This window comes from Sphingomonas hankookensis (assembly GCF_022664465.1).
GTDB classification, from domain to species: Bacteria; Pseudomonadota; Alphaproteobacteria; order Sphingomonadales; family Sphingomonadaceae; genus Sphingomonas; species Sphingomonas hankookensis.
Window position 1 is genome coordinate 693,030 of the sequence record NZ_JAKREV010000002.1, and the last position, 21,560, is coordinate 714,589.

The 21,560-nt window shown below is 68.0% G+C and carries 23 protein-coding genes; 12 read left to right on the plus strand and 11 right to left on the minus strand.

The window, feature by feature from the left end; all coding sequences use genetic code 11:
• Positions 1 to 130: 130 nt before the first annotated feature.
• From MF610_RS08755 to MF610_RS08765, 3 genes are all read left to right on the plus strand, one after another.
• A complete protein-coding gene (locus MF610_RS08755; RefSeq protein ID WP_242194971.1) occupies positions 131 to 544 on the plus strand; it encodes a Ros/MucR family transcriptional regulator in 414 nt (137 codons plus the stop codon).
• An 85-nt stretch (positions 545 to 629) separates the two neighbouring features.
• Positions 630 to 1,052: a Fur family transcriptional regulator gene (locus MF610_RS08760; RefSeq protein WP_242194974.1), complete on the plus strand. Its 423-nt coding sequence runs from the start codon at positions 630 to 632 to the stop codon at positions 1,050 to 1,052.
• Positions 1,053 to 1,056: 4 nt separating this feature from the next.
• Positions 1,057 to 1,785 (plus strand): lysophospholipid acyltransferase family protein, encoded by a 729-nt coding sequence (locus MF610_RS08765; protein ID WP_242194977.1) that lies wholly within the window; start codon positions 1,057 to 1,059, stop codon positions 1,783 to 1,785.
• 47 nt (positions 1,786 to 1,832) lie between these two features.
• Here MF610_RS08765 and MF610_RS08770 read toward each other — a convergent pair whose 3' ends face one another.
• Both MF610_RS08770 and MF610_RS08775 read right to left on the minus strand, forming a co-directional pair.
• The gene (locus MF610_RS08770) at positions 1,833 to 2,765 is read right to left on the minus strand and encodes a Gfo/Idh/MocA family protein (protein ID WP_242194980.1); all 933 of its coding nucleotides are present in this window, start codon (positions 2,763 to 2,765) and stop codon (positions 1,833 to 1,835) included.
• A 60-nt stretch (positions 2,766 to 2,825) separates the two neighbouring features.
• On the minus strand, positions 2,826 to 3,581 hold the full coding sequence (locus MF610_RS08775) for a competence/damage-inducible protein A (RefSeq protein WP_242194983.1): 756 nt from the start codon (positions 3,579 to 3,581) through the stop codon (positions 2,826 to 2,828).
• Between the two features lie 64 nt (positions 3,582 to 3,645).
• Here MF610_RS08775 and map point away from each other — a divergent pair, with 64 nt between their 5' ends.
• From map to MF610_RS08795, 4 genes are all read left to right on the plus strand, one after another.
• Entirely contained in the window at positions 3,646 to 4,473 is an 828-nt protein-coding gene (map, locus tag MF610_RS08780) for a type I methionyl aminopeptidase (protein ID WP_242194986.1), read from the plus strand.
• Between the two features lie 321 nt (positions 4,474 to 4,794).
• Positions 4,795 to 5,133, plus strand: a complete 339-nt coding sequence (locus MF610_RS08785) for a P-II family nitrogen regulator (protein ID WP_055759592.1) — start codon at positions 4,795 to 4,797, stop codon at positions 5,131 to 5,133.
• An 89-nt stretch (positions 5,134 to 5,222) separates the two neighbouring features.
• Complete coding sequence (gene glnA / locus MF610_RS08790) at positions 5,223 to 6,635, plus strand: type I glutamate--ammonia ligase (protein WP_242194989.1); 1,413 nt, start codon at positions 5,223 to 5,225, stop codon at positions 6,633 to 6,635.
• 522 nt (positions 6,636 to 7,157) lie between these two features.
• Positions 7,158 to 8,108 (plus strand): metallophosphoesterase, encoded by a 951-nt coding sequence (locus tag MF610_RS08795; protein ID WP_242194992.1) that lies wholly within the window; start codon positions 7,158 to 7,160, stop codon positions 8,106 to 8,108.
• Here the strand turns inward: MF610_RS08795 and MF610_RS08800 are convergent.
• The 4 genes from MF610_RS08800 to MF610_RS08815 are packed head-to-tail and all read right to left on the minus strand — an operon-like array spanning position 8,098 to position 15,913.
• Positions 8,098 to 9,522, minus strand: coding sequence for a short-chain fatty acid transporter (locus MF610_RS08800; RefSeq protein WP_242194995.1), 1,425 nt, complete (start codon positions 9,520 to 9,522; stop codon positions 8,098 to 8,100). The genes MF610_RS08795 and MF610_RS08800 overlap by 11 nt on opposite strands.
• Positions 9,523 to 9,546: 24 nt before the next feature.
• A complete protein-coding gene (locus tag MF610_RS08805) occupies positions 9,547 to 13,704 on the minus strand; it encodes a translocation/assembly module TamB domain-containing protein (RefSeq protein ID WP_242194997.1) in 4,158 nt (1,385 codons plus the stop codon).
• Positions 13,701 to 15,638 carry an autotransporter assembly complex protein TamA gene (locus MF610_RS08810; protein WP_242195001.1) on the minus strand — a complete coding sequence of 646 codons (1,938 nt, stop codon included), beginning with the start codon at positions 15,636 to 15,638 and terminating at the stop codon, positions 13,701 to 13,703. Before MF610_RS08810 ends, MF610_RS08805 begins: the two co-directional genes overlap by 4 nt.
• Positions 15,639 to 15,694: 56 nt before the next feature.
• A complete protein-coding gene (locus MF610_RS08815) occupies positions 15,695 to 15,913 on the minus strand; it encodes a hypothetical protein (RefSeq protein ID WP_242195004.1) in 219 nt (72 codons plus the stop codon).
• 168 nt (positions 15,914 to 16,081) lie between these two features.
• On the opposite strand from MF610_RS08815, the gene MF610_RS08820 reads away from it, so the two are divergent.
• On the plus strand, positions 16,082 to 16,252 hold the full coding sequence (locus MF610_RS08820) for a hypothetical protein (RefSeq protein ID WP_242195007.1): 171 nt from the start codon (positions 16,082 to 16,084) through the stop codon (positions 16,250 to 16,252).
• Here the strand turns inward: MF610_RS08820 and MF610_RS08825 are convergent.
• Together MF610_RS08825 and MF610_RS08830 are read right to left on the minus strand one after the other, a co-directional pair.
• Complete coding sequence (locus MF610_RS08825) at positions 16,227 to 16,559, minus strand: hypothetical protein (RefSeq protein WP_242195011.1); 333 nt, start codon at positions 16,557 to 16,559, stop codon at positions 16,227 to 16,229. The genes MF610_RS08820 and MF610_RS08825 overlap by 26 nt on opposite strands.
• Position 16,560: 1 nt before the next feature.
• Positions 16,561 to 17,172 carry an outer membrane protein gene (locus MF610_RS08830; RefSeq protein WP_242195014.1) on the minus strand — a complete coding sequence of 204 codons (612 nt, stop codon included), beginning with the start codon at positions 17,170 to 17,172 and terminating at the stop codon, positions 16,561 to 16,563.
• Positions 17,173 to 17,269: 97 nt separating this feature from the next.
• Between MF610_RS08830 and MF610_RS08835 the strand changes: the two genes are divergently transcribed.
• Positions 17,270 to 17,893, plus strand: coding sequence for a hypothetical protein (locus MF610_RS08835; RefSeq protein WP_242195016.1), 624 nt, complete (start codon positions 17,270 to 17,272; stop codon positions 17,891 to 17,893).
• On the plus strand, positions 17,893 to 18,129 hold the full coding sequence (locus MF610_RS08840; RefSeq protein ID WP_242195019.1) for a helix-turn-helix domain-containing protein: 237 nt from the start codon (positions 17,893 to 17,895) through the stop codon (positions 18,127 to 18,129). Before MF610_RS08835 ends, MF610_RS08840 begins: the two co-directional genes overlap by 1 nt.
• Here MF610_RS08840 and MF610_RS08845 read toward each other — a convergent pair.
• Positions 18,124 to 18,738: a S24 family peptidase gene (locus MF610_RS08845; protein ID WP_242195022.1), complete on the minus strand. Its 615-nt coding sequence runs from the start codon at positions 18,736 to 18,738 to the stop codon at positions 18,124 to 18,126. The genes MF610_RS08840 and MF610_RS08845 overlap by 6 nt on opposite strands.
• 99 nt (positions 18,739 to 18,837) lie before the next feature.
• On the opposite strand from MF610_RS08845, the gene MF610_RS08850 reads away from it, so the two are divergent.
• Positions 18,838 to 19,023, plus strand: a complete 186-nt coding sequence (locus MF610_RS08850; RefSeq protein WP_242195025.1) for a hypothetical protein — start codon at positions 18,838 to 18,840, stop codon at positions 19,021 to 19,023.
• On the plus strand, positions 19,020 to 19,322 hold the full coding sequence (locus MF610_RS08855; RefSeq protein WP_242195028.1) for a hypothetical protein: 303 nt from the start codon (positions 19,020 to 19,022) through the stop codon (positions 19,320 to 19,322). The genes MF610_RS08850 and MF610_RS08855 overlap by 4 nt, the downstream gene beginning before the upstream one ends.
• Before the next feature lie 139 nt (positions 19,323 to 19,461).
• Here the strand turns inward: MF610_RS08855 and MF610_RS08860 are convergent, their stop codons facing one another.
• Complete coding sequence (locus tag MF610_RS08860; protein ID WP_242195031.1) at positions 19,462 to 20,274, minus strand: hypothetical protein; 813 nt, start codon at positions 20,272 to 20,274, stop codon at positions 19,462 to 19,464.
• Positions 20,271 to 21,512, minus strand: a complete 1,242-nt coding sequence (locus MF610_RS08865; RefSeq protein WP_242195034.1) for a TIGR04063 family PEP-CTERM/XrtA system glycosyltransferase — start codon at positions 21,510 to 21,512, stop codon at positions 20,271 to 20,273. The genes MF610_RS08860 and MF610_RS08865 overlap by 4 nt, the downstream gene beginning before the upstream one ends.
• Positions 21,513 to 21,560 lie beyond the last annotated feature (48 nt).

The following is a 21,560-nucleotide window of genomic DNA, read 5'->3' on the forward strand; positions in this document are numbered from 1 at the left end:
GCGCGGCTGACGTTGCTGCAGATCGATCGAACGCCAATTCCAAAAAAAGCTTCTTATATTGTTGCGCGTCGCCCGGTCAGCGTCGATAGCGGGGCCGGCCACGGTATCGGCCGCGTATGCGAGGGACATTATGGATATGCACGCTGGGCGAGACGATACGCTCATCGCCCTGACCGCCGACATCGTCGCCGCCCATGTCGGCAACAACAATATCGACGTGGGGGAGATCCCGACCCTGATCCGCAGTGTCCATGGCGCGCTGGCGACGCTGGGCGCCGCCGCCGACGAACCCGCCGCGCGCCCCGAACCAGCGGTCGCGATCCGCGCGTCGGTGAAGCCCGACTATATCGTCTGCCTCGAAGACGGGCGAAAGCTGAAGATGCTGAAGCGTCACCTGATGACGCAGTACAACATGACGCCCGACCAGTATCGTGCCAAGTGGAACCTGCCCATCGACTATCCGATGGTCGCGCCCAACTATGCCGAACAGCGCCGGACGCTGGCCAAGCAGATCGGGCTGGGTACGCAGCGGCGCGCAGGCTGAACCGGTCCGGACCACTTAGCGTCTTTCGCTGAACGATCCGGCACGCTAGAACGCCGCCACCGCCAGTCTGGACGTACAGGAATTCATGCCCCGCAAGATCGATCTCGAAGCGCTGTGTCACCAAAAGGGGCTGCGGATCACCGAGCAACGCCGGGTGATCGCCCGCGTGCTGTCCGAAGCCGACGACCATCCCGACGTCGAAAAGGTGTATGAGCGCGCATCGACGATCGATCCGGGCATCTCGATCGCGACCGTGTATCGCACGGTGCGGCTGTTCGAAGAGGCCGGCATCCTCGACCGCCACGATTTCGGCGACGGCCGCGCGCGCTACGAACCCTCGCCCGAGGCGCATCACGATCACCTGATCGATGTCGAAACGGGCCGCGTGATCGAGTTCGTCGATCCCGAGCTGGAGCTGCTGCAAAAGCAGATCGCCGAGCGGCTGGGCTTCCGTCTGGTCGATCACCGGATGGAACTCTACGGCGTCAGCCTCGACCGCAAGGACTGAGGCGATGCCCCTGCCCGCGCGGCTGCGGATGACAGCGCGGGCGGCAGGCATGTTGGCGGCGCTGCTCGGCTATCTGGTGCTGCATGGCAGCTGGCGGCTGGTCAGGGCGCGGTCGCCATGGCCGCCGCGCTTTCTGGGGCGGATCGCACGGGTCGTCGGGGTACGGACGACGGTGGTCGGCACGCCGGTGACGCGCGACGTGCTGTATCTCGCCAATCACCAGAGCTGGATCGACATTCTCGCCATTGCCGGCGCGAGCGGGAGCGCGTTCGTGGCGAAGGGCGAGTTGCGCGACGCGCCGCTGGTCGGGTGGCTATGTACGCTCAACCACACGCTGTTCGTCGATCGCGGCGACCGGCTGGGCGTCGCGCGGCAGATCGATACGCTGCGGCAGGCGCTGCTCGCCGACCATCCGGTGACGGTGTTTCCCGAAGGGACGACCAGCGCGCCGGGCGAATTGCTGCCGTTCAAGGCGGCGCTGCTGGGCGCGATTGACCCGCCGCCGCCGGGGTTGCGGGTGCAGCCGGTCTATTGCGACTACGGCGATGCGCGCGAGGTCGCGTGGCTGGGCGACGAACCGGGGACGGCCAATGCCGCGCGGGTGCTGGCGCGGCCGGGGCGGATCGGGCTGACGATCCATTTCCTCGAACCGTTCGATCCGGCGGGGATGGGACGGAAGGCGGTGGCGGCGCGGGCGCGGGCGGCGATCGTCGGGGCGATGGCGGGCGCCTGAAAGTCGTCACCCCAGCGCAGGCTGGGGGGTGACGACTTTGGGGGCCGTTACTCGCTGAACGCCCCCACGGTCACCCGGCGCCCCAGCAGGAACGCGTCGTTGACGTGGACGAACGGCGACAGGTCGACATCGCTCTGCCGGTCACGCAAACATTCGGCGAAGCGGCGATACAGCCGCGCATATTCCGCTTCGTCGCCGACATCGACCGCGACGCCGTCGACCGCCATCTGCGACGCGCCCATCGACAGCTTCAACTGGCCGTCATCGGTCTCGACGTCGATGTCCCACGTCTGCGGCCCGGTCTGGTCGAAATCGAACTCGACGCGCACCGGCACGCCGGCGGTATCGGTGAAGTCGAGATCGGCGGCGATCGGCGCGTCGCGGTTCGACGGGAAGCGCAACTCCGCCGCGTCGAGCAGCAGCGGACGCGGCAGGATGCGGGTAATGACCGACAGCGCGTTGATGCCGGGGTCGAACACGCCGATTCCCGGTTCCCAGATCCAGTCCTGCCCCGGATGCCAGACGCGGACGTCTTCCTTCCAGTTCACCGCGACGCGGCGGATGTTGCGCTCGGCCAGCCATGCCCGCGCCGGTTCGACCGCCGCCGCCTCACGCGAATGCCATGTCGCGAACAGCACCTTGCCGGCCTGCTGCGCGGCGCGGGCGAATACCTGCGCCTCCGACAACGTGGCGGCCGGCGGCTTTTCGATCATGACGTCGAGGCCGTGGTCGAGCGCCTGCTGGATCAGATTCAACCGCCCGCGCGGCGGGGTGCAGATCGAGATCGCCTGCACGTCGGGCATTGCCGCCATCATCTCGGCAATCGTCCTGAACCCCGGCACACCCTCAGGCGGGGTATGGCCGGTAACGGCGGCGACAAGTTCGAAATCCGGGCTGGCGGCGATATGCGGGATATGCTGGTCGCGCGCGATCTTGCCGATGCCGGCCAACGCGATGCGGGTCGGGGAAGCCAACGTCATTCTCTCCTGCCGGTTATTTGTCTGACATACTAACCGGTCAGGCCATCCGCAAGCGCGGTGTCAGATGCCGCCGACCACCGCGTCGCGCCCGCTGGTCTGCAACTGCGCAGCGAGATCGGCGATACAGGCGTCGACAACCGCAGCATCGGTGGCGCGTACGACGAAGTTCGCGCCGGTGCGGCCTTCGCGAAAGAACGGATAGCTGCCGATCGCCACGCCGTCATGCGCGCGCTCGACAGTGCGGAGCAGTTCGGCGACCTCGCTCTCGCCGACCCAGCAGCCCAGCGTCCCCGAGACGACCGGCAATCCGCCCTCCAGCGTACCGGTCAGGCTGTCGAGCATGGCGGCGGCGATGTGGGGCACGCCGGCCATGATGAAGATGTTGACGACATGGATACCGGGCGCGCCCGACATGCGGTTTTCGATCAGTTCGCCGCCGTCGGGCACCCGCGCCATCCGCATCCGCGCGTCGGTCAGCCCACCGCGCGTTTCGTAATAGGCCTCGAGGATCGCGCGCGCCTGTGGGTGAACGATGACCGGCACGCCCAGCGCCGCCGCGATCGAATCGACGGTGATATCGTCGTGCGTCGGGCCGATGCCGCCGGTGGTGAACAGATAGTCGTTGCGCGCCCTGAGCGTGTTCACCGCCTCGACGATCGCCTCCTCACGGTCGGCAACGACGCGCACCTCGGCGAGGCGGATCCCCTGCACGTTCAGCCACGTCGCGAGCTGCGCGATATTCTTGTCCTGCGTCCGGCCGGACAGGATTTCGTCACCGATGACGATCAAAGCGGCGGTCCAGATGCGGTCGGTCATAGGGGGCGGCATAGCGCGTGCCCGTGCCCTCGCCTAGCGCCGCATCCTTGCCTATATGCACGGCATGACCGAATATCAGACCGTCACCGCCGATATGCCGCTCGCCCGGACCGGCGCGATCAAGCTGCACGATGCCGCCGGGTTCGAAGGGATGCGCCGCGCCGGCCGCCTCGCCGCACATATCCTCGACGAGATCACCCCGCATGTCGTGCCGGGCGTGACCACCGCCGAGCTGGACGCGATCATCTTTCGCCTGATGCGCGAGGGCGGCGCGGTGCCGGCAACGCTCGGCTATCGCGGCTATGCCCATTCGACCTGCATCTCGATCAACCATGTCGTGTGCCACGGCATCCCGTCGGACCGGACGCTGAAGGACGGCGACATCGCCAATATCGACGTCACCCCGCTGCTCGACGGATGGCATGGCGACAGCAGCCGTACCTATCTGGTCGGCGACGTGCCGATCAAGGCGCGCAAACTGGTCGACGTCACCTATGAATGCCTGATGCTCGGCATCGAACAGGCGAAGCCCGGCAACCGGATGGGCGACGTCGCGCATGCGATCCAGCGCCACGCCGAATCGCATCGCTACGGCGTGGTCCGCGACTTTTGCGGGCACGGATTGGGGCAGCTGTTCCACGATGCGCCGGAGGTGATCCATGCCGGCCGCCCCGGTACCGGTCCCGAGCTGCGCCCCGGCATGTTCTTTACCATCGAACCAATGATCAATATCGGCCGGCCCGACGTGAAGATGCTCGACGACGGCTGGACCGCGGTGACGCGCGACCGGTCGCTGTCGGCGCAGTTCGAGCATTCGATCGGGATCACCGAGGACGGGTGCGAGATCTTCACGCTGAGCCCGAAGGGGTTTACCAAGCCGCCGTATCTGTAAAAAATCCTCTCCAATCCATGGGGAGGGGGACCGCTCGCGCCAGCGAGTGGTGAAGGGGCGTGGCGGCACACGCAACGACGGCGTTCGGGGCGATGCCCCTCCACCATGCTGCGCATGGTCCCCCTCCCCACCATGTGGGGAGGATTTCCCGCACCTCTGCCCGAAAAACCGGCACCCTGCCCCTTCTGCGGGCAATATCGACAGTCCCGGGCAAATCCCCGATGATCGTATCCAAGGCGAATCGCCGGTTGGCACGGTAATTGTTTAACAGGATGCAAACGGCCCGCACGGGCCGCACGTCCGAGGGGATCGGCAAGGCGCATGAAGAAGATCGAGGCCATCATCAAGCCGTTCAAGCTGGATGAGGTGAAGGAAGCGCTGCACGAAGTCGGCGTGAGCGGCATCACCGTGACCGAAGCGAAAGGCTTCGGCCGGCAAAAGGGCCATACCGAACTGTATCGCGGCGCCGAATATGTCGTCGACTTCCTGCCCAAGGTGAAGCTGGAAGTGGTGGTCGAGGACGGCCTTGCCGAGCGCGTCGTGGAGGCGATCGCCGCCGCCGCGCAGACCGGCCGCATCGGTGACGGAAAGATTTTCGTCATTCCGGTCGAGACCGCCTTGCGCATCCGCACCGGTGAGCGCAACGACGACGCGATCTGACGCAGCGCAGCAATATTTCGAATCGAGCGGCGTTCCGGGGTGTTTATTACGCCGGATCGCGGGGTTTAATCCAGAAAGGGCAGTTTCCGATGGCTATTACCGCCAGCACCATCCTGAAGCGGATCAAGGACGAAGAGATCGAGTGGATCGACCTGCGCTTCACCGATCCCAAGGGGAAGTGGCAGCATCTGACCATGGTCGCGTCGATCCTGACCGATGACGAACTGACCGACGGCCTGATGTTCGACGGTTCGTCGATCGAGGGCTGGAAGGCGATCAACGAGTCCGACATGGTGCTCAAGCCCGATCTGGACGCGGTCTATACCGATCCATTCTCGGCCACGCCGATGCTGGTCATCTTCTGCGACGTGGTCGAGCCGTCGACCGGCGAACTCTATGCCCGCGACCCGCGTTCGACCGCAAAGCGCGCCGAGGCGTATCTGAAGACCACCGGCATCGGCGACACCGTCTATGTCGGGCCGGAAGCCGAATTCTTCATGTTCGACGACGTCCGGTTCGAAAACAGCTATTCGACCAGCTACTACAAGATCGACGACATCGAACTGCCGGGCAATTCGGGCCGCGAGTACGAAGCCGGCAACATGGGCCACCGCCCGCGCGCCAAGGGCGGGTACTTCCCGGTCGCGCCGGTCGACAGCGCCGTCGACATCCGTGGCGAGATGGTGTCGACCATGCTCGAAATGGGCCTCCCGTGCGACAAGCATCACCACGAAGTCGCCGCCGCGCAGCATGAGCTGGGCCTGACCTTCGGGACGCTGACCACGACCGCCGATCGCATGCAGATCTACAAATATGTCGTGCACCAGGTCGCGCATGCGTACGGCAAGACCGCGACGTTCATGCCGAAGCCGATCAAGGAAGATAACGGCTCGGGCATGCACACCCACTTCTCGATCTGGAACGGCGGCTCGCCGCTGTTCGCCGGCGACGGCTATGCCGGGCTGTCGGACATGTGCCTGTATTTCATCGGCGGCATCATCAAGCATGCCAAGTCGGTCAACGCGTTCACCAACCCGACGACCAACAGCTACAAGCGGCTGGTGCCGGGGTACGAAGCGCCGGTGCTGCTCGCCTATTCGGCGCGCAACCGGTCGGCATCGTGCCGCATCCCGTACGGCACCGGTCCGAAGTCGAAGCGCGTCGAAGTCCGCTTCCCCGACGCAATGGCCAACCCGTATCTCGCCTATGCGGCGCTGATGATGGCCGGCCTCGACGGCATCCAGAACAAGATCCATCCGGGCGAGGCGATGGACAAGAATCTGTACGACCTGCCGCCGGCAGAGCTCGCACAGGTTCCGACCGTGTGCGGCTCGCTCCGCGAAGCGCTCGACAGCCTCGAAGCCGATCACGACTATCTGCTGAAGGGCGACGTGTTCTCGAAGGACCAGATCGAAGCTTATGTCGAGATCAAGCGTGGCGAAGTGGCACGGTGGGAAATGACCCCCAGCCCGGTGGAATATGATATGTATTACAGCGCCTGAGGTTGCCGGGTCGGCAACCGGTGGCACGCAGGCGTGCCACAGGCGCTGTCGGCCGGCCTCGCTTTTGGCGAGGACCGACGACGTGGCTTTGCCACGTCGCGCTGAGATTTGGAGAAAGGCGTCGGACGTGATTCCGGCGCCTTTTTCTTTTGGGTAGATTACCGCCGCGGTTCGACTGCGTTCCAAAGATCGACACTCTCCCGTCACCCCGGATCAAGTCCGGGGTGACGATGGGGGCGACGGCTTTCCATTCTCACGAACGCCCCGTCGCCATGAACACCACCTCGCCACGATCAGCCCCCAGCCACGATCCGCCCCTCGCCACGCAAGCCCCCCCTTCCCCACAAACGTCATCCCAGCGAAGGCTGGGATCTCCCGGTACTGGCCCAGCCTTCGCTGGGGTGACGAGCTAATTGCGGAAGCGGATGAGACGATCCACCTCCACCCATCACCCCAACCGCCACACAACCGTCATATCCCCATGCTCCAAGCGCCCGCATCCGCCCGTCAACAGGAACGCCCATGACCCTCGTCCTCGACCGCCGCACGTTACTCGGCGGCTTCGCCATCGGCGCGGCCGGGCTGACCGTGGCACCCGCCACCGCACGCACGCGCCCGGCGAAAAGCTGCACCTTCGCGGTGCTGGGCGACTGGGGTCGCGACACCCCCGAACAGCACCACGTCGCCGCGGCGATGGGGCGCGCAGCCGCCGCGGCGCAGAGCGATTTCGTGCTGGCGATCGGCGACAATTTCTATAGCGACGGGGTGGCGTCGGTCGACGACCCGCTGTGGCAGTCGGTGTTCGAGGGCGTCTATACCCATCCGGCGTTGCAGGTGCCGTGGTACGCGCTGCTCGGCAATCACGACTATCGCGGCAATCCGCAGGCGCAGATCGACTATGCCGCGCGCAGCAAGCGGTGGCGGATGCCGGCGCGCTATTATCAGGTCGCCGATGCCGCGCTGGTCCGGGCCGATACCGACCTGTTCGCGATCGACACCTCGCCCTTCGTCGAACGCTATCGCGCCAATGACGGCACGATCGGCAGCAACACGCGGTCGCAGGATACCGCCAAGCAGCTGGCGTGGCTCGACAACGCGTTGTCGCAGTCGCGGGCCAAGTGGAAGCTGGTAACCGGCCATCACCCGATCCGGTCGGGCGGCAGCGGCCATGGCGACCAGCCGGAGATCATCGCCCAGGTCCTCCCCATTCTGAACCGGTACGGCGTGCAGGCCTATATCGCCGGCCACGACCACGACCTGCAGCATATCCGGCGCGATGGAATCGACATGATCCAGTGCGGCGGCGGGATGGAGGCGCGGCCGGTCGTGCCGGTCGAGGGCACGCGCTTCTGCCGCGCCGCCGCCGGCTTCGGCATGGTGCAGATCGCGGGCGACCTGTTGTCGTTCGACCTGCGCGACGAACGCGGCGCGAGCCTCTACAACGCGTCGGTGCCGGTCCGCGCTATGGCATGACCGGCGGGGTGTAGGGCAAGGTGAACGCCAGCGCCCAGAGCAGGAACAGCACCAAAGGCAGATGGACGATCAGCTGCAGGAAGCTGAACCCGACGATGTCGCGCGCCTTCAGCCCGAGGATGCCGAGCAACGGCAGCATCCAGAACGGGTTGATGAGGTTGGGTAGTGCTTCGGACGCGTTGTAGATCTGTACCGCCCAGCCGAGATGGACTTGCAGGTCGTTCGCCGCCTGCATGACATAGGGCGCCTCCAGCAGCCATTTGCCACCGCCCGACGGGATGAAGAAGCCGAGGATCGCCGAATAGACGCCCATGGTGATCGGAAAGGTCTCGGTCGTGTTCATCGCGACGAAGGCATGGGCGATGACGTCGGACAGGGTCGATCCGTCGGCGCTCTTCGCGGTCGTCATCATCGCGGCGATCGCGGCATAGAAGGGGTATTGGATCAGGATGCCCGCCGTCGCCGGCACCGACCGGGCGAGTGCGTTCAGGAAGCGCTTGGGCCGCCAGTGCAGCACCAGCCCAGCCATCAGGAACAGGAAGTTGTAGGTGTTCAGGTTGGAGATGGCGATCATCCACGATTGCCGCGCGAACTCCTGCACCAGCCAGCCTGCCGCCAGCAGCCCGATCAGCACGGTCAGCAGGGGCGCATGTTCCAGCCACTCGCCGGGCTGGGTGCGCGGCGGCAGCGCGTCGTCCTCGCGCGCGGGATCGATCCCCATGTCCTGCGCCGTCACCGCGCTGTCGCGACCGGGGGCGGAGGCGATCGCGATCACCGTCGACACGACGATCAGGATCGCCGCGATCAGCATCGATTGCCACAGGAAGATCGTCTGGCTGAACGGAATGACGCCGGTGATCGGCAACAGGCCGGGCGGCAGGCTGGCCGGGTTCGCCTGTAGCTGCGCCGAGGACGACGACAGCCCCATCGCCCAAGTGGCGCCCAAGCCCAGATACGCCGCCGCTCCCCCTGCGCGGTAATCCATCCGCAACTCGGTCCGCCGCGCCAGCGCGCGGGTCAGCAGGCCGCCGAAGATCAGGCTCAGGCCCCAGCTCAAGAGCGACGACAACATCGTCGCCACCGCGATCAGTCCGATCGCGCCGCGCGCGCTGTTGGGGATCAGCGCCAGCCGGTCGATCAACCGCTGCATCGGCGCGGAGGTCGCGACGACGTATCCGCCGATGGTGACGAACGCCATCTGCATGGTGAACGGGATCAGCGTCCAGAATCCGTCGCCGAAGCTCTTCGTCACCGACGCGACCGGTGCACCGTTGGCCAGCACCGCGACGGCGACGACCACCACCGCCAGCGCGACGAAGACGAAGGCGTCGGGAAACCAGCGTTCGGCCCAGTCGGTGAAGCGCAGCGCGATGCGGGCAAGGCGTCCATCGGTCGCGGGGGCGGCAGCGGGCATCGGCGTCTCCGGGGTCAGGGGGCGTCAGTAATCGCGTGAGATGCGGACGTTGGTACTCTGTCGCCCGATCGTCGAAATCGACGCGAGCAGCGACAGCCAGCGCGTGACCTGGAACTCGATGCGGGTCGCCGAATAGCCCTGCCCGTCGGTGACGATCTCGGCATAGAAACGCCGCGTCAGATATTTGCCGGCGGCGACGGAGGTGCCCTGCCCCGTCTGCGGATCGGCGGGCAGGATGCGCAGGCGATCGAGACCGGCGGCGCGGCGGACGGCGTTGATCGGGTTCAGCCCGCCCTCGCCATTCTGCAACGCTGCGACCGCCGCCGCCAGCTGCAATGCCTCGGGCGCCGACAGGTTGGTGATCGAGGTGCCGAACAACAGCCGCGACAGCAACTCGTCCTCGGGCAGCGCGGGTACGCTCTGGAAGCTGATTTCGGGGCGGGTCGCGGTACCGGCGACGCGGATGGTGGCGTTCAGCCCCTGCGTGTCGGCATTTGCGACGATGTCTAGCGCGGGGTCGGCCGGGCTTTCGCCGTTGAAGCGCAGCGCGCCGCGATCGAGCTGGAATTCGCGGCCGGCGAATTCGTAATTGCCACGGACGAGGTCGGCGCGACCGTTGATGATCGGGTTGGTCGGCTCACCGGTGATGGCGAGGTCGGCGGACCATTCGCTCGACAGGCCGAGGCCGGTGACGATCAGGCCGCCGGGCGCGCGCGCCTTCAGGTCGAGCTTCCACGGGACCACCGCCGCGCCGGTCTCTTCGTCGCCATCCGGCCGATTAATCTCGCGGATATTGAGGCGCGGCAGCGGGGCGGTGGCGGTGGCGCGGCCGAGGCGGTAGCGGCTGCCGTCCATCCGCACCTCGCCCGAAATCGTGCCGCCCGCGCCGTCGCTACGCACGCGGATCGGACCGGTGACGGTCGCACCGATCGAGTCGGTGTTGATCAGGCGGGCGCGGTCGGCGTTCAGCGACAGGTCGATGCCGAAGCCGCGCACCGCGGCGAATTCGAACGCGCCGGTGCCACTGACGCGGCCCTGCCGCCCGTCCTGCGCACTGAAGCGATCGATCACGAGGCGCGATCCGTCGAAGCGGCCCTGCGCCTCGACGCCGGTGAGCACGGTGCCGGTGATCGCGCTGTCGAGGCGCGCGCCGCTGGAGCGCACCACGCCGCGGATGCGCGGGTCGGCGAGGCGACCGTTGACGTCGGCGCCGACCGATACCGGGCCGGACAGGTCGAACAATTCGATGCCGGTCAGCCGCCACAGCGTGTCGGCGGGGCCGCCATAGCGTAGCTGTGCGATCAGCGGCGCGTTGGCGAGACGGGTGGGCAGGTCGCCCTGGCCCAGCGGCGCCAACCGCGCCTGCGCCCGGCCGATCGTCTTGCCGCCGCTGGCCATCACCGCGCGCACCCCGGCGCGGTTCGCGTCGAGCACCGCCGCCACGCCGACATCGATCGGGGTCGACGACACGACCAGCCCGGAGCGGCTGAGCCCGCGTATCGTCATGTCGACCCGGCCGCTGGGCGTATCGCCGCGCGTCGCATAGGCAATCCTGCCCGACGCGGTGCCGCTCAACCCCAGCCCCGGATAGCCGATATCGAGCACCGCCAGCGGCATGCGCGCGACGTCGAGCGTCAGTTCGGTGGCGTCGGCGGTCAGCGCCCCGGCGACCGTCGCGGTGCCGCCGGCAAAGCTGAACTTCGTCGGATCGAGCCGCCAGCCTTCCCCTTCGCGCCGCAGTACAGCCGGGGTTTCGAGCTTCAAGGGCCGGCGGTCGAGCGTCCCCTCCGCACTGATGCGATAGGCGTCGGCCGATACCTGCGTCACGCTCTGGATCGAGAAGGCGCGACCGCGCGATCCGGCGATCGCGGCGCGGACTTCGCCGACACCGTCGACCAGCTTCGCGCTTCCCGCCAGCCGCGCGATCGACAGCTGGCCACGGCGGAAACCCTGCGCGGTGGCGGTCGCGTCGAGCGTGGTGCCGCCCGGCGCCAGCACGATCGCCGCCTCCAGCCGGGCGCGGCGGACCGATCCCGCGACGCCCAATTGCGCGCGGGTGGCGTCGAGCGCGATATCGATACGCTGGTCGCTGCCCCGCGGACGGAAATCGATCGTGCCGGCGATGCCACCGCCATCCACGTTCAACCGGCCGAGGAACCCGTCCTCGACGATATCGATCGCACCGGTCGCGCGCGTCCCGCTGACCTCGAGCTCGTCGACCGCGATGCGCGCGGTGCCGCCGGTCGGCAACAGGATGCGGCCATTGGCAGTAAACGGGCCGAGCCGCGAGCCGCCCCGCGCGCGGTAGGCAAAACCCTCCGCCGTCGGGTCGAGATGGGCGACGACGTCGCTCAAGCCCAGCGTGGCGTTTGGCGAGGTGAAGCGCAGGTCGAGCGTCGGCTTGGAGATGTTGCCGTCGAGGACGAGCTGGACCGGGCCGTAGGTCGCCTGCCGCCCGCCCCCTTCGAAATGGAAGGTGCCATCGCGGCGGCGATAGCCGTTGCCGGTGAGCGTCAGCCCCGGCGAGGTCAGTCGCAGTCCGCGCAGATAGAGGATGCCGTCGCGCCCACGCTGCAGCCCGGTTTCGATCCGCGGCAATCCTTGCGTCAGCGAGCGGAAGAAGCCGTTGTCGAGCCGGCGGACCTGCGCCATGCCGCGTCCGACGATGCGCGTGCCGCCGCCGGGGATCGGCACTGCGGTCAGCTTCGTCTGGACGTCGACCAGCCCGAGCCCCGGGATCAGATAGCGTTGCAGCGCGCCGCTGATCCCGACCTCGTAGCGGCCGGTGGTGAGCTCGAGCGTCAGCATGATCCGCCCGTTCAGCTTGTCCGACCGCACGATCAGGTCGTTGCCGACCAGCGTCCGCGCATCAACCGCCAACCGACCCGTCACCGACAGATTGCGCAGGATGCCGCCCGCGACGTCGCCCACGCCGGTGACGCGGGCAGCGGCGAGGCGGATCGGGACAATCACCGGTGCCTTGGACAAGCGGCCCTGCCCGGCGGCGACCACGCCCTCGAAACCCGTCTGGTCGAACGCCAGTCGCGACGCGCGCAGGCGATAGTCGAAACGCGCGGTGGCGAAGGCGCCATCGAGGATCGCGCGCAATTCGATATCGCGCCCGGTCATGTTGGGGAACATCGCGGCGGGGCGCAGCAGCCGCGCGCGCAGCCGCAGGTCGCGAAACGCGCTGGTGCCGAGATCGACGATGCCGTCCGCCTCGATCGCCAGCGCCGCGCTGCGCAACGCCAGCACGCCGTCGATGCGGCGGTCGGCCAGCGTCGCGCTGCCGGTCACGCGGACGGTCGGCGCGGTCAGCCGCTGCAGCTTGCCCTGCAGCAGCGATGACGGGCGCAGCGTCCCGCCGAGCGTGTAGCGTCCGGCGCGTACGCCCAGCGTCAGGTCGGCGATCCGGGTGGCGCCGGCATCGGCGACCGCGCGTCCGTCCCATGCCACCCAGCGACCGTCGCCCGACACCTCGACGCTGAGCGGGCGGCGGATACCGCTGGCGGTGGCGAGCAGGCCGTCGGCGACGCTCTTTGCGCGCAGGTCGATATCGAACCGGTCGCGATCGGGCTCGGCATCGAGGCGCAGGCGCAGCCGGTCGCTGTTGGCGACGTCGAGCGCGAGGTCGACCAGTGCGCGGCCGGAACGGATATCGGCCTGTCCCGCCAGTTTGCCGATGCGGGCGGTGCCGGTCACCGCCTTGCCCAGTTCGAGCCGTTCGACGCTCAGCCGGCCGATGCGGATGTCGAAGCCGGGCAGGATTGGGCCCTGGCGCCCGGTCGGGGTCGGTTGCGGCAGCTTGGCGAGGATCGCGCGCGGGATCGTCAGGCTGTCGATCGACAGGCGGTTCGACACGAATTCCCACGGCCGCCAGTCGAGCCGGGCGAGCGGCGCGCGCAACACCAGCCCGTGCTGGTCATAGATGCGGACGTCGATCAACCGGGCGCGGCGATAGATCGAGCCGTCGATCCGCCCGATGCGATAACGCAGGCCGTTGGCGGGCTTCATCGTCGCGATCCGGTTCGCGATCAACCGGTGGCCGGGGCCAGTGTCGATGACGATCAGCAGCCCTGCGATCAGGACGACGATCGCCAGCAGCAGCTGCGCCAGACGGCGACCCCAGCCGATCCGCCGCTTGGGAACGGCGGCGGGAGTTTCCGGCACGGGATCGGTCAAAAGGCCTGCCCCAGCGAGACATAGACGGCGACGCGCGGGTCGCCGCGCTGCGGGTTGATCGGCGTACCGACATCGACGCGGATCGGGCCGAAATTGCTGTAATAGCGCACCCCGACGCCCGCGCCGTAGCGTAGCCCCGAGAATTGCGGCAGCGTGGAAGTATAGATGTTGCCGGCGTCAAGGAACGGCACGACGCCGAAATTGCCGAACGCCTTTACCCGCGCCTCCAAAGAGAATTCGGCGAGGCTGCGGCCGCCGATCGGATCGTTGTTCGGATCGCGCGGGCCGATATCCTGGAACCCATAGCCGCGCACCGACGCACCGCCGCCAGCATAGAAGCGCCGCGACGGCGCCACCGCATCGCGCGGCGCACCGAGGATCGAACCGATGCGGGTGCGCGCGGCCAGAACGACGCGCGACGTGACCGGGCGATAGACGCTGGCGTCGATCTGGGCACGGGTATAGCCGAAGACGTTGCCCTGCAGCGACACTTCGGGGCTGACCCGCCCGCCCAGCCGGAACCCCCTGGTCGGGTTCAACAGGTCGTCGGAGCCGTCATAGTTGAGGCTGGTCGGCAGCGCGCCGATGAAGAAGGTGCGGCGGCGCGGTTCGCCGGTGGCGACGATCACGTCGCGTTCGTCGGTCGCGACCAGTTCGCCGCCCAGCGACCACGTCCACGTCTTTTGAAAGAAGATGTTGGTCTGGCGCTCCAGCCCGGCGGACAGCGAGACGGTATTGGCCTCGAACGCGTTGCGGACGAGGTGGGTGGCGGCGATCTGCGCGGTCAGCACCCGGTCGCGGCCATGGAAATTGTTGCGGCGATAGGTGACGGCGGCGACCTGTTCCAGCGTGCCAAGTACGCCGCGCAGCGTCAGCGCGCCTTCGGGCGGGAACAGGTTGCGGTGGGTCCAGCTGGCTTCCACGCGGGCGCCTTCGCCGGTGCCATAGCCGATTTCGCCCGCGATGGTGCGCGGCGGGGCGGGCTCCATCGCGAGGTCGAGGTCGACCGTGCCGGGCGCCTGCCCCTCGACCGCGGTCAGCCGGACCTGCGACACCAGGCTGGTCTGGATGATCGCACGGCGCAGGTCGTCGACCATCGCGGAATCATAGGTTTGGCCGGGTTTGAAGCGGGCGATGTCCTGCGCATGGTCGCCGTCGAAGACGCGGTTGGGGCGCGCGACGATCCGGCCGAAGCGCCGCTCGCCGCCGGGTGCCACGTCGACCTCGATCGTTGCGGTGCGGGTGGCGTGGTCGACGGTGATCTGCGGTTCGCCGACCTTGGCGAAGGGAAAGCCTTCGCGGCTGATGGTCGATGCCAGCTTGTCCTGCGCGGCGACGACGGTGTCGCCCTGTACCGGTGCCTCGGGCTTCAGGCCGAAAGCGTCGCGCAGGTTGTCGGCCTTGGCCCCCGCCGCGGCGATGCCGGGGGTGCGGACCTGTGCGAAGCGGTAGAGCTGGCCCGGCTCGACCTCGAGATAGACGATCAGCTTGTCGGCTTCGGGGCGGACGCTGGTCGATATGCGCGCGTCGAAATAGCCTTCGTTGCGCAGCAGTTCGTCGAGCGTCCGCGCATCTTCGCGCGCGCGGCGGTCGATCTGCGCGGCGTTGGCCAGTTGCCCTTCATTGGCGCGCAGCGTCGACAGTTCGTTGAACCGCTGGCGGAACAGGTCGGTGTTGATGCTGTCAATGCCGGTGATGCGGTAATTGTAGCGGAACTCGCCGCCCGCACGCTGCGGTCCGGCGGTTGTGGCCGGATCGGTCGGGGCGGTCGACAGGTCGGGCCATGCTACGCCGATATCGGGCAGGTCGGTCATCGGCGCATTGGGGTCGAGCGGGGTTTCCGGCACGGCCGGCGTCGTTTGCGCGAACGCCGACGGACCCGCGAAAGCGAGCCATCCGGCGCTCAACAGCACGGCAAGCCGGCAGCTCGACATTCGATTGTCCTAGCCCGGCAGTACGCCCGCCGCCAAGGGCAAACGCGCCCGAATGGTCAGTGAATCGTACCCCAGGCGGCGGGATGCGCCAGCAGCGTGACGAGCCGGGCGACCTGACGCCAGCGGCAGAACTGTACGACATTGTCGCGGTCGCGCGCCTGGGTCGCGCGGGCGGTCGCCTCATCGGCGGCGGCCGATCCGAACCCGCGCATCAGTTCGTGCGCCCGCACCAGATCGGAACGGTCGGCGATATAGGGTACGGTAGTGTCGCGCATGGAAGCTTTCGTTACAGGGATCGTGCCGGAACCGGTCCGACCGCCCTTCCCGCGCCTCTCGATCGTTAACGGCCGCGACGCAATCCCGATGCGGGACATCCGCCGTCCCGATCCGGCACGGACGGGACGCGGTGGCGCCGGGAACGCGAGTGTGGCAGAGCGGCGGCGATGAACAAACCTCCCCATAGTCCGAAGGCCGGCGGCATGCCGATCGCGCTGGGCGTGATGGCCGGCGCGATCGGCGGCGCAGCGTTCGGCGAAGCGACCGCCGGGCTGTTGATCGGCCTGACGATCGGGATCGTCATCGCGGTCGTCATCTGGCGGCGGGATCGCCGCTGAACTCCCGCCGTTCGCTGGCGTAGAGGCCGGGCAACGTCTCGAACCCCTGCTTCACGCACCCCTCGATCTGTGCGACCGAGGTACCGCCCCGGGTACAGCGCAGGCCGCGATCGCACATCGCGGTGTCGAGCGCCGGATCGCCGCTGGTCCGTCGGACGATGCAACGATAGGCGCGGCGGCGGCGGTCGTATTTCACCGCGAACCGCATGTCGCGGATACGGCGGCCGATGACGGTGATCTCGTCCTCGGGCGGCGCGGGTGGCGCCACCGCCTGTTGCAGCATCAGCACGAGCGCGGCGACCAGCATGTCAGAACCGCACCGGCACGCCGAGCGTCAGCGCGCGCGACACGCCGCCGAGTTCGCGATAGTCGAGCCGGACGCCGACGCGCCGCGACACGCGATATTCCACGCCGCCACCATAGCTGACGCCGTTCGACCAGTGATCGGCATTATCGACGCCCAGCCCGTCGCGGAAATCGTGCCGCTGCGCACCAAAACCTGCGGCACCATAGACCAGCGCGCGATCGCCGACGACGTATCCGATCCGCCCGCCGACGCGGTAGCCCCATTGCGGGTATTCGCGGTAGCTGCGGCCGTTGACGCCGGCGACCGGCGATCCGCCACCGGCGACGACCGCGGCCTCCACCCCCAATCGCAGGCGCGACGTTGCAGCGAGGTCGTAGCCGGCGAACGCGCCGCCGCCGAACCCGATCGCGTCGTACCGGCGTGTCTCGGTCGTACCGAAGCGCGGTTCGGTCACTTCCAGTTCGAAGCGGTGCTGGCGCACGCCCGCCTCGATCCCGGCATAGGCGCCGGTGAAGATCGGCGCGTCGGTCGCCCCCGACCGGTCCTGGGCATGACAGGACATCGCCGACACGGCCATCGCCGCCCCGGTCGCAACCAGCAATTTGGCACGCATGCTGTGGTTCCCTTCCCCGCGCCGGCCAGCGACTCTCGCCCCGTTCGCATCCATCGTGTAGGATAGAAATTAGTTTCTGTAAAACAGAAAGAGATTCATGTCCGACAGCTATTCGTTGAGCAATAGTCAGGCGCGGGCGTGCCGGGTGGTCGGCGCATTGTTCCTGCTGGCCCCCGCCTTCATGATGGCGCTGACGGTCGCCGCCGCGCTACCCGGCGGTGCCGAGGTGATCTGCAGCAAGGACGATTGCGGCTATTACGACGCGGTGAAGGAGGCCCTGCCCGACGAGTCGCGTATGAAGCTGGATACGTCGAAGGCGGTCGAGGCGCGGTTCGAACGCCATCTCGACGATCCGTGGGTGACGGCCGGACTGGACACGCTGTCGGTCGGCGAGTTCGTACCCGGATGGGCGCTGGCGATCTTCGTCGGCATCGCGCTACGCCGGTTGGGCGCGCGTTCGCGCGACGGGCTGGTCGCGGCGCTGCCGTGGTTGCGACGCGCGGGCTGGGCGGCGCTGGCAATGGCGGTCGCCACGCCGCTGATCGCCAGTTTGCGCGCGATGCTGCTGTTGCCGGGGATCGACGGGTATCGCAGCTGGTATTTCGTCGTCGATGCCGGCGTGCTGGGGCAGAACCTGATGCTGGCGTTCGCCGCCATCGCGGTCGGATGGGCGTTGTCGGCGGGCAGCCGGGCGCAGGCCGACATCGCGGAGATCATCTGATGCCGGTGACGGTGAACCTCGACGTGATGCTCGCCAGGCGGAAGGTGCGGTCGAACGAGCTGGCGCGCGCGATCGGGATCACCGAATCGAACCTGTCGCTGCTGAAATCGGGCAAGGTGAAGGGCGTGCGCTTTTCGACGATCGCCGCGATCTGCCACTATCTGGAGTGCGAGCCGGGCGACCTGTTCGGCTATGAACGTTCCGACGACGATCGGATCGTCGAAGGCGAGCTATAGAGAGCGCGCCAGCCACACCACCCGCCCGACGATATCGGGTGCGCCGTCGAGCGCGATCGGCGGATAGTCCGGATTGTCGCTGAACAACTCGACGCCCCCCGCTCCGCGCACCAGCCGCTTGACCAACAACAACCCGTCATGCCGCACGACATGGATCGCGCCCGACACGCCGCGCCGGTCACCGCGATCGACGAGGATCGCATCGCCATCGGCCAGCGTCGGCAGCATCGAATCGCCGGCCACCGCGATCATCGACGCATTGGCGGGACGAACGCCCAACTGGCGCAGCATCGCGGGATCGACCCGCATCGCGCCGTCGTGCAGATCCTGTTCGACCAGCCCGCCGGGGCCTGCCGAGGCGGCGGCATCGATCCGGGGGACGGCGATCCATTCCCGTTCGGGCGGGCCACCCAGAAACGATTCGGGAACGCCCAGATAGCGGGTGAGCGTCGCGCGGTCCGGTTCGGACAGGCGGCGCGGTGATCCCCGCTCGATATATTGCTGCACATAGGCCGGGTTGCGCCCGAGCACGCGCGACAGCTCGGCAAAGCTGACGCCGCGTTCGCCGGCGATGCGCGCGAGCGCGGCGCGAATGTCGACTGATTCCATGCCCGCATCCTAGCCGTAGGATTTTTCCTAGACAAGTTGGATTTGAGAGAACATTTCAGGAACATCATTCGAGTCGAGGGAGCGCGTGGGAGGTGATGGATGCATACGATATTGCAAAGGATCAGCCGGCATCTGCAGGAAACCGGCATGCCGGAAACGCTGTTCGGGCGACGGGCGGCGGGCGACCCGCGACTGGTCGGCGACCTGCGCAACGGCCGCCAGCCGCGCCCGCCGCTGGTCGCGCGGATCGAAGCCTATATCGACCGGCAGGAACGCGCGGAATGAGCCGGGGACCGGATGCGACGACCCTGCTGGAGCGGCGACTGCGCATCGCGGCAGAGGCGGCGGGGGTGACGATCGCGATCGTCCGGTCGAGTGCGACGCCGTGGGCCAGCGCGACGTTCAACGGCGCGCGGCATCGGCTGACACTGATCGGTGAGGGCGCGGCGTTCGAGCGGTGGGTTGCAGGGTTGCCCGATGCGGATTTGCCGCTGCGCGGGCATCTGGTCGCCGATCTTGCTGTGCGGCGGAACGCGACGGGAGATGGCGTCGACGTCGAGGTGCTGACGGTCGAGGAGCGCTGATCGTCATGCCTGCACAGGCGTTAATCGATCGATTGTAGTAACCCTCACCCTTCCAGCGCTGCGCGCCTCTTTCCCTCTCCCATCGGGAGAGGGAAAGACGCCGAAGGCGGCGCAGGGTGAGGGTGAGACGAGGCGGGACCTATTCCCCGCCCGCCATGCGGCGTAGCGCGCCGAGGGCGGACGCTAGACCGGGCGATGGTTCAGGCGACGGTTCGGCCGCGTCGAGCTTGCGCCGCTGCAATCCCCGGTCCAGCCGGTCGAGCAACGTCGCGATACTCGGTGCCGGGGCGGCGGGTACTGCGGGGGGCGGCGCGGCGGGTTCGACCGGTTCCGGATCGCGGGCAGGCGTTGCCTCGGCGACCGGTTCCGGTTCGTACGCCGTCACGTCGACCGGTTCGGGTTCGACGATCGGCACGAACTCGGCCAGTTCGTGCTCGGACTCGACCGGGCGGAACAGCGGGCGGACAGTCGGTGGCGGGGCGGCGGGAACCTGCGGCAGGGCGTGCGGATCGAACATCGCCATCGGCGTGTCGAGGTCGCGCGGCAGGGCGATCTCAGGTTCGACCGATTCGATGGGATCGAGGAACGGCGTGCCCAGATCGCGCCCGGCACGCACCGGCGGGCGCGGCGGCGCATCGGGATGGGCGTCGGCGCGGCGGACGCTGGGCGGCAACTCGTCCTCAACTTCCTCGGCATAGGTCAGCGCGGTCGGTCGCGTGGCGCCGAGCAACGTCAGCCCGATCCATAGCGGCACCGCGACCAGCAGGCCGGCGAGCAGCATCAGCGTGGCGCGTGCGGTCCAGCCGAGCGGCGGGGCGGCGATCGGCAGGAAGGCGGGCAGTCCGCTTTCCGATACGACGGTTTCGATCCGCCATGCCGGCACCAGCGCGATGACGATAGCGACAGCTAGGCCGGCGACGCCGGCGATGACGGGGGGCAGCGCGCGGTTCATGCGTCCACCATCGCGCGGTCGGTCGCGGGCAAGTCCGCGGTCCCTGTCCCGATGAGGCTCTGGTAGAGCGGCTGATAGCGCGCTACGTTCGATGCCCAGTTGCGCTCCGCCTCGACGAAAGCACGGCCGCGGTCGCGCATCGCGTCCCAGCCCGAGCGATCGGCGAGCAGCGCCGCGACGCGGGTGGCGAGTGCGGCGGGATCGTCGGGCGGGAACAGCGTGCCGGTATCGCCGTCGCGGATCAGTTCGCGGTGGCCGCCGACATTGGACGCGGCGACCAGTCGGCGCTGCGCCATCGCCTCCAGCGGCTTCAGGGGCGTGACCAGGTCGGTCAGGCGCATCGCCTTGCGCGGATACACCAGCAGGTCGACGAGGCCGTAATAGCGTTCGACCTCGTGATGCGGCACCCGGCCGATGAAGTGGATGGCATGCGCGACCCTCGACGCCGCCGCCTGGGCACGCAGCGCCGCTTCCATCGGGCCGCCGCCGACCATCAGCAACCGCACGTTCGGCCGCGCCGCGACCAGCGCCGGCATCGCCGCGATCAGCGTGTCGAGCCCTTCGTAATCGTAGAAGCTGCCGAGATAGCCCAGCACGTCCTTGCCGGTCAGGCCGAGTTCTTCGGCGAGCGCGGTGTCGGGCGGGGGCGGATCGCCGAACAGGGTCAGGTCGACGCCGTTGGGCGATACCATGATCTTGCCCGCATCGATCCCGCGCGCGACCAGATCGCGACGCAGGCCTTCGCAGATGACGGCGACGCCATCGGCGCGGCGCACCGCCCAGCTTTCGAGCGCGCGAGTCGCGCGGTAGCGCAGCGACCCTTCGGTGCCGGTGCCGTTGCCGACCGCGGCGTCTTCCCAGAAAGCGCGGATTTCGTAGACCAGCGGCAGGTTGCGCTTCTTGGCAACCTTCAGCGCGGCCAACGCGTCGAGTACCGGCGAATGGGCGTGGAGGATATCGGGCCGGAAAATATCGACCACCCGGTCGATCGATGCCGCAAAGGCGCGGATTTCCGCCAGTTCGCCCAAGGGGGCCGGCAGTTTGCGCGGCGGGACGGTGCGGTGGAAATCGATGCCGTCGACCGTTTCGCGTGGGCATGTCGTCGCCCCCTGCCGCGCGCCGGTGACCGCAGCGACCTGCCACCCACGCGCCATCTGCGCGGTCAGGATCGCCCGCGTACGGAACGTGTATCCGCTATGCAGCGGCAGGCCATGGTCGAGGATATGGAGGACTCGCATGTCCGCGTTGTGCCACGACAGGGTTAAGGGAGACGTAACGGGAGCATA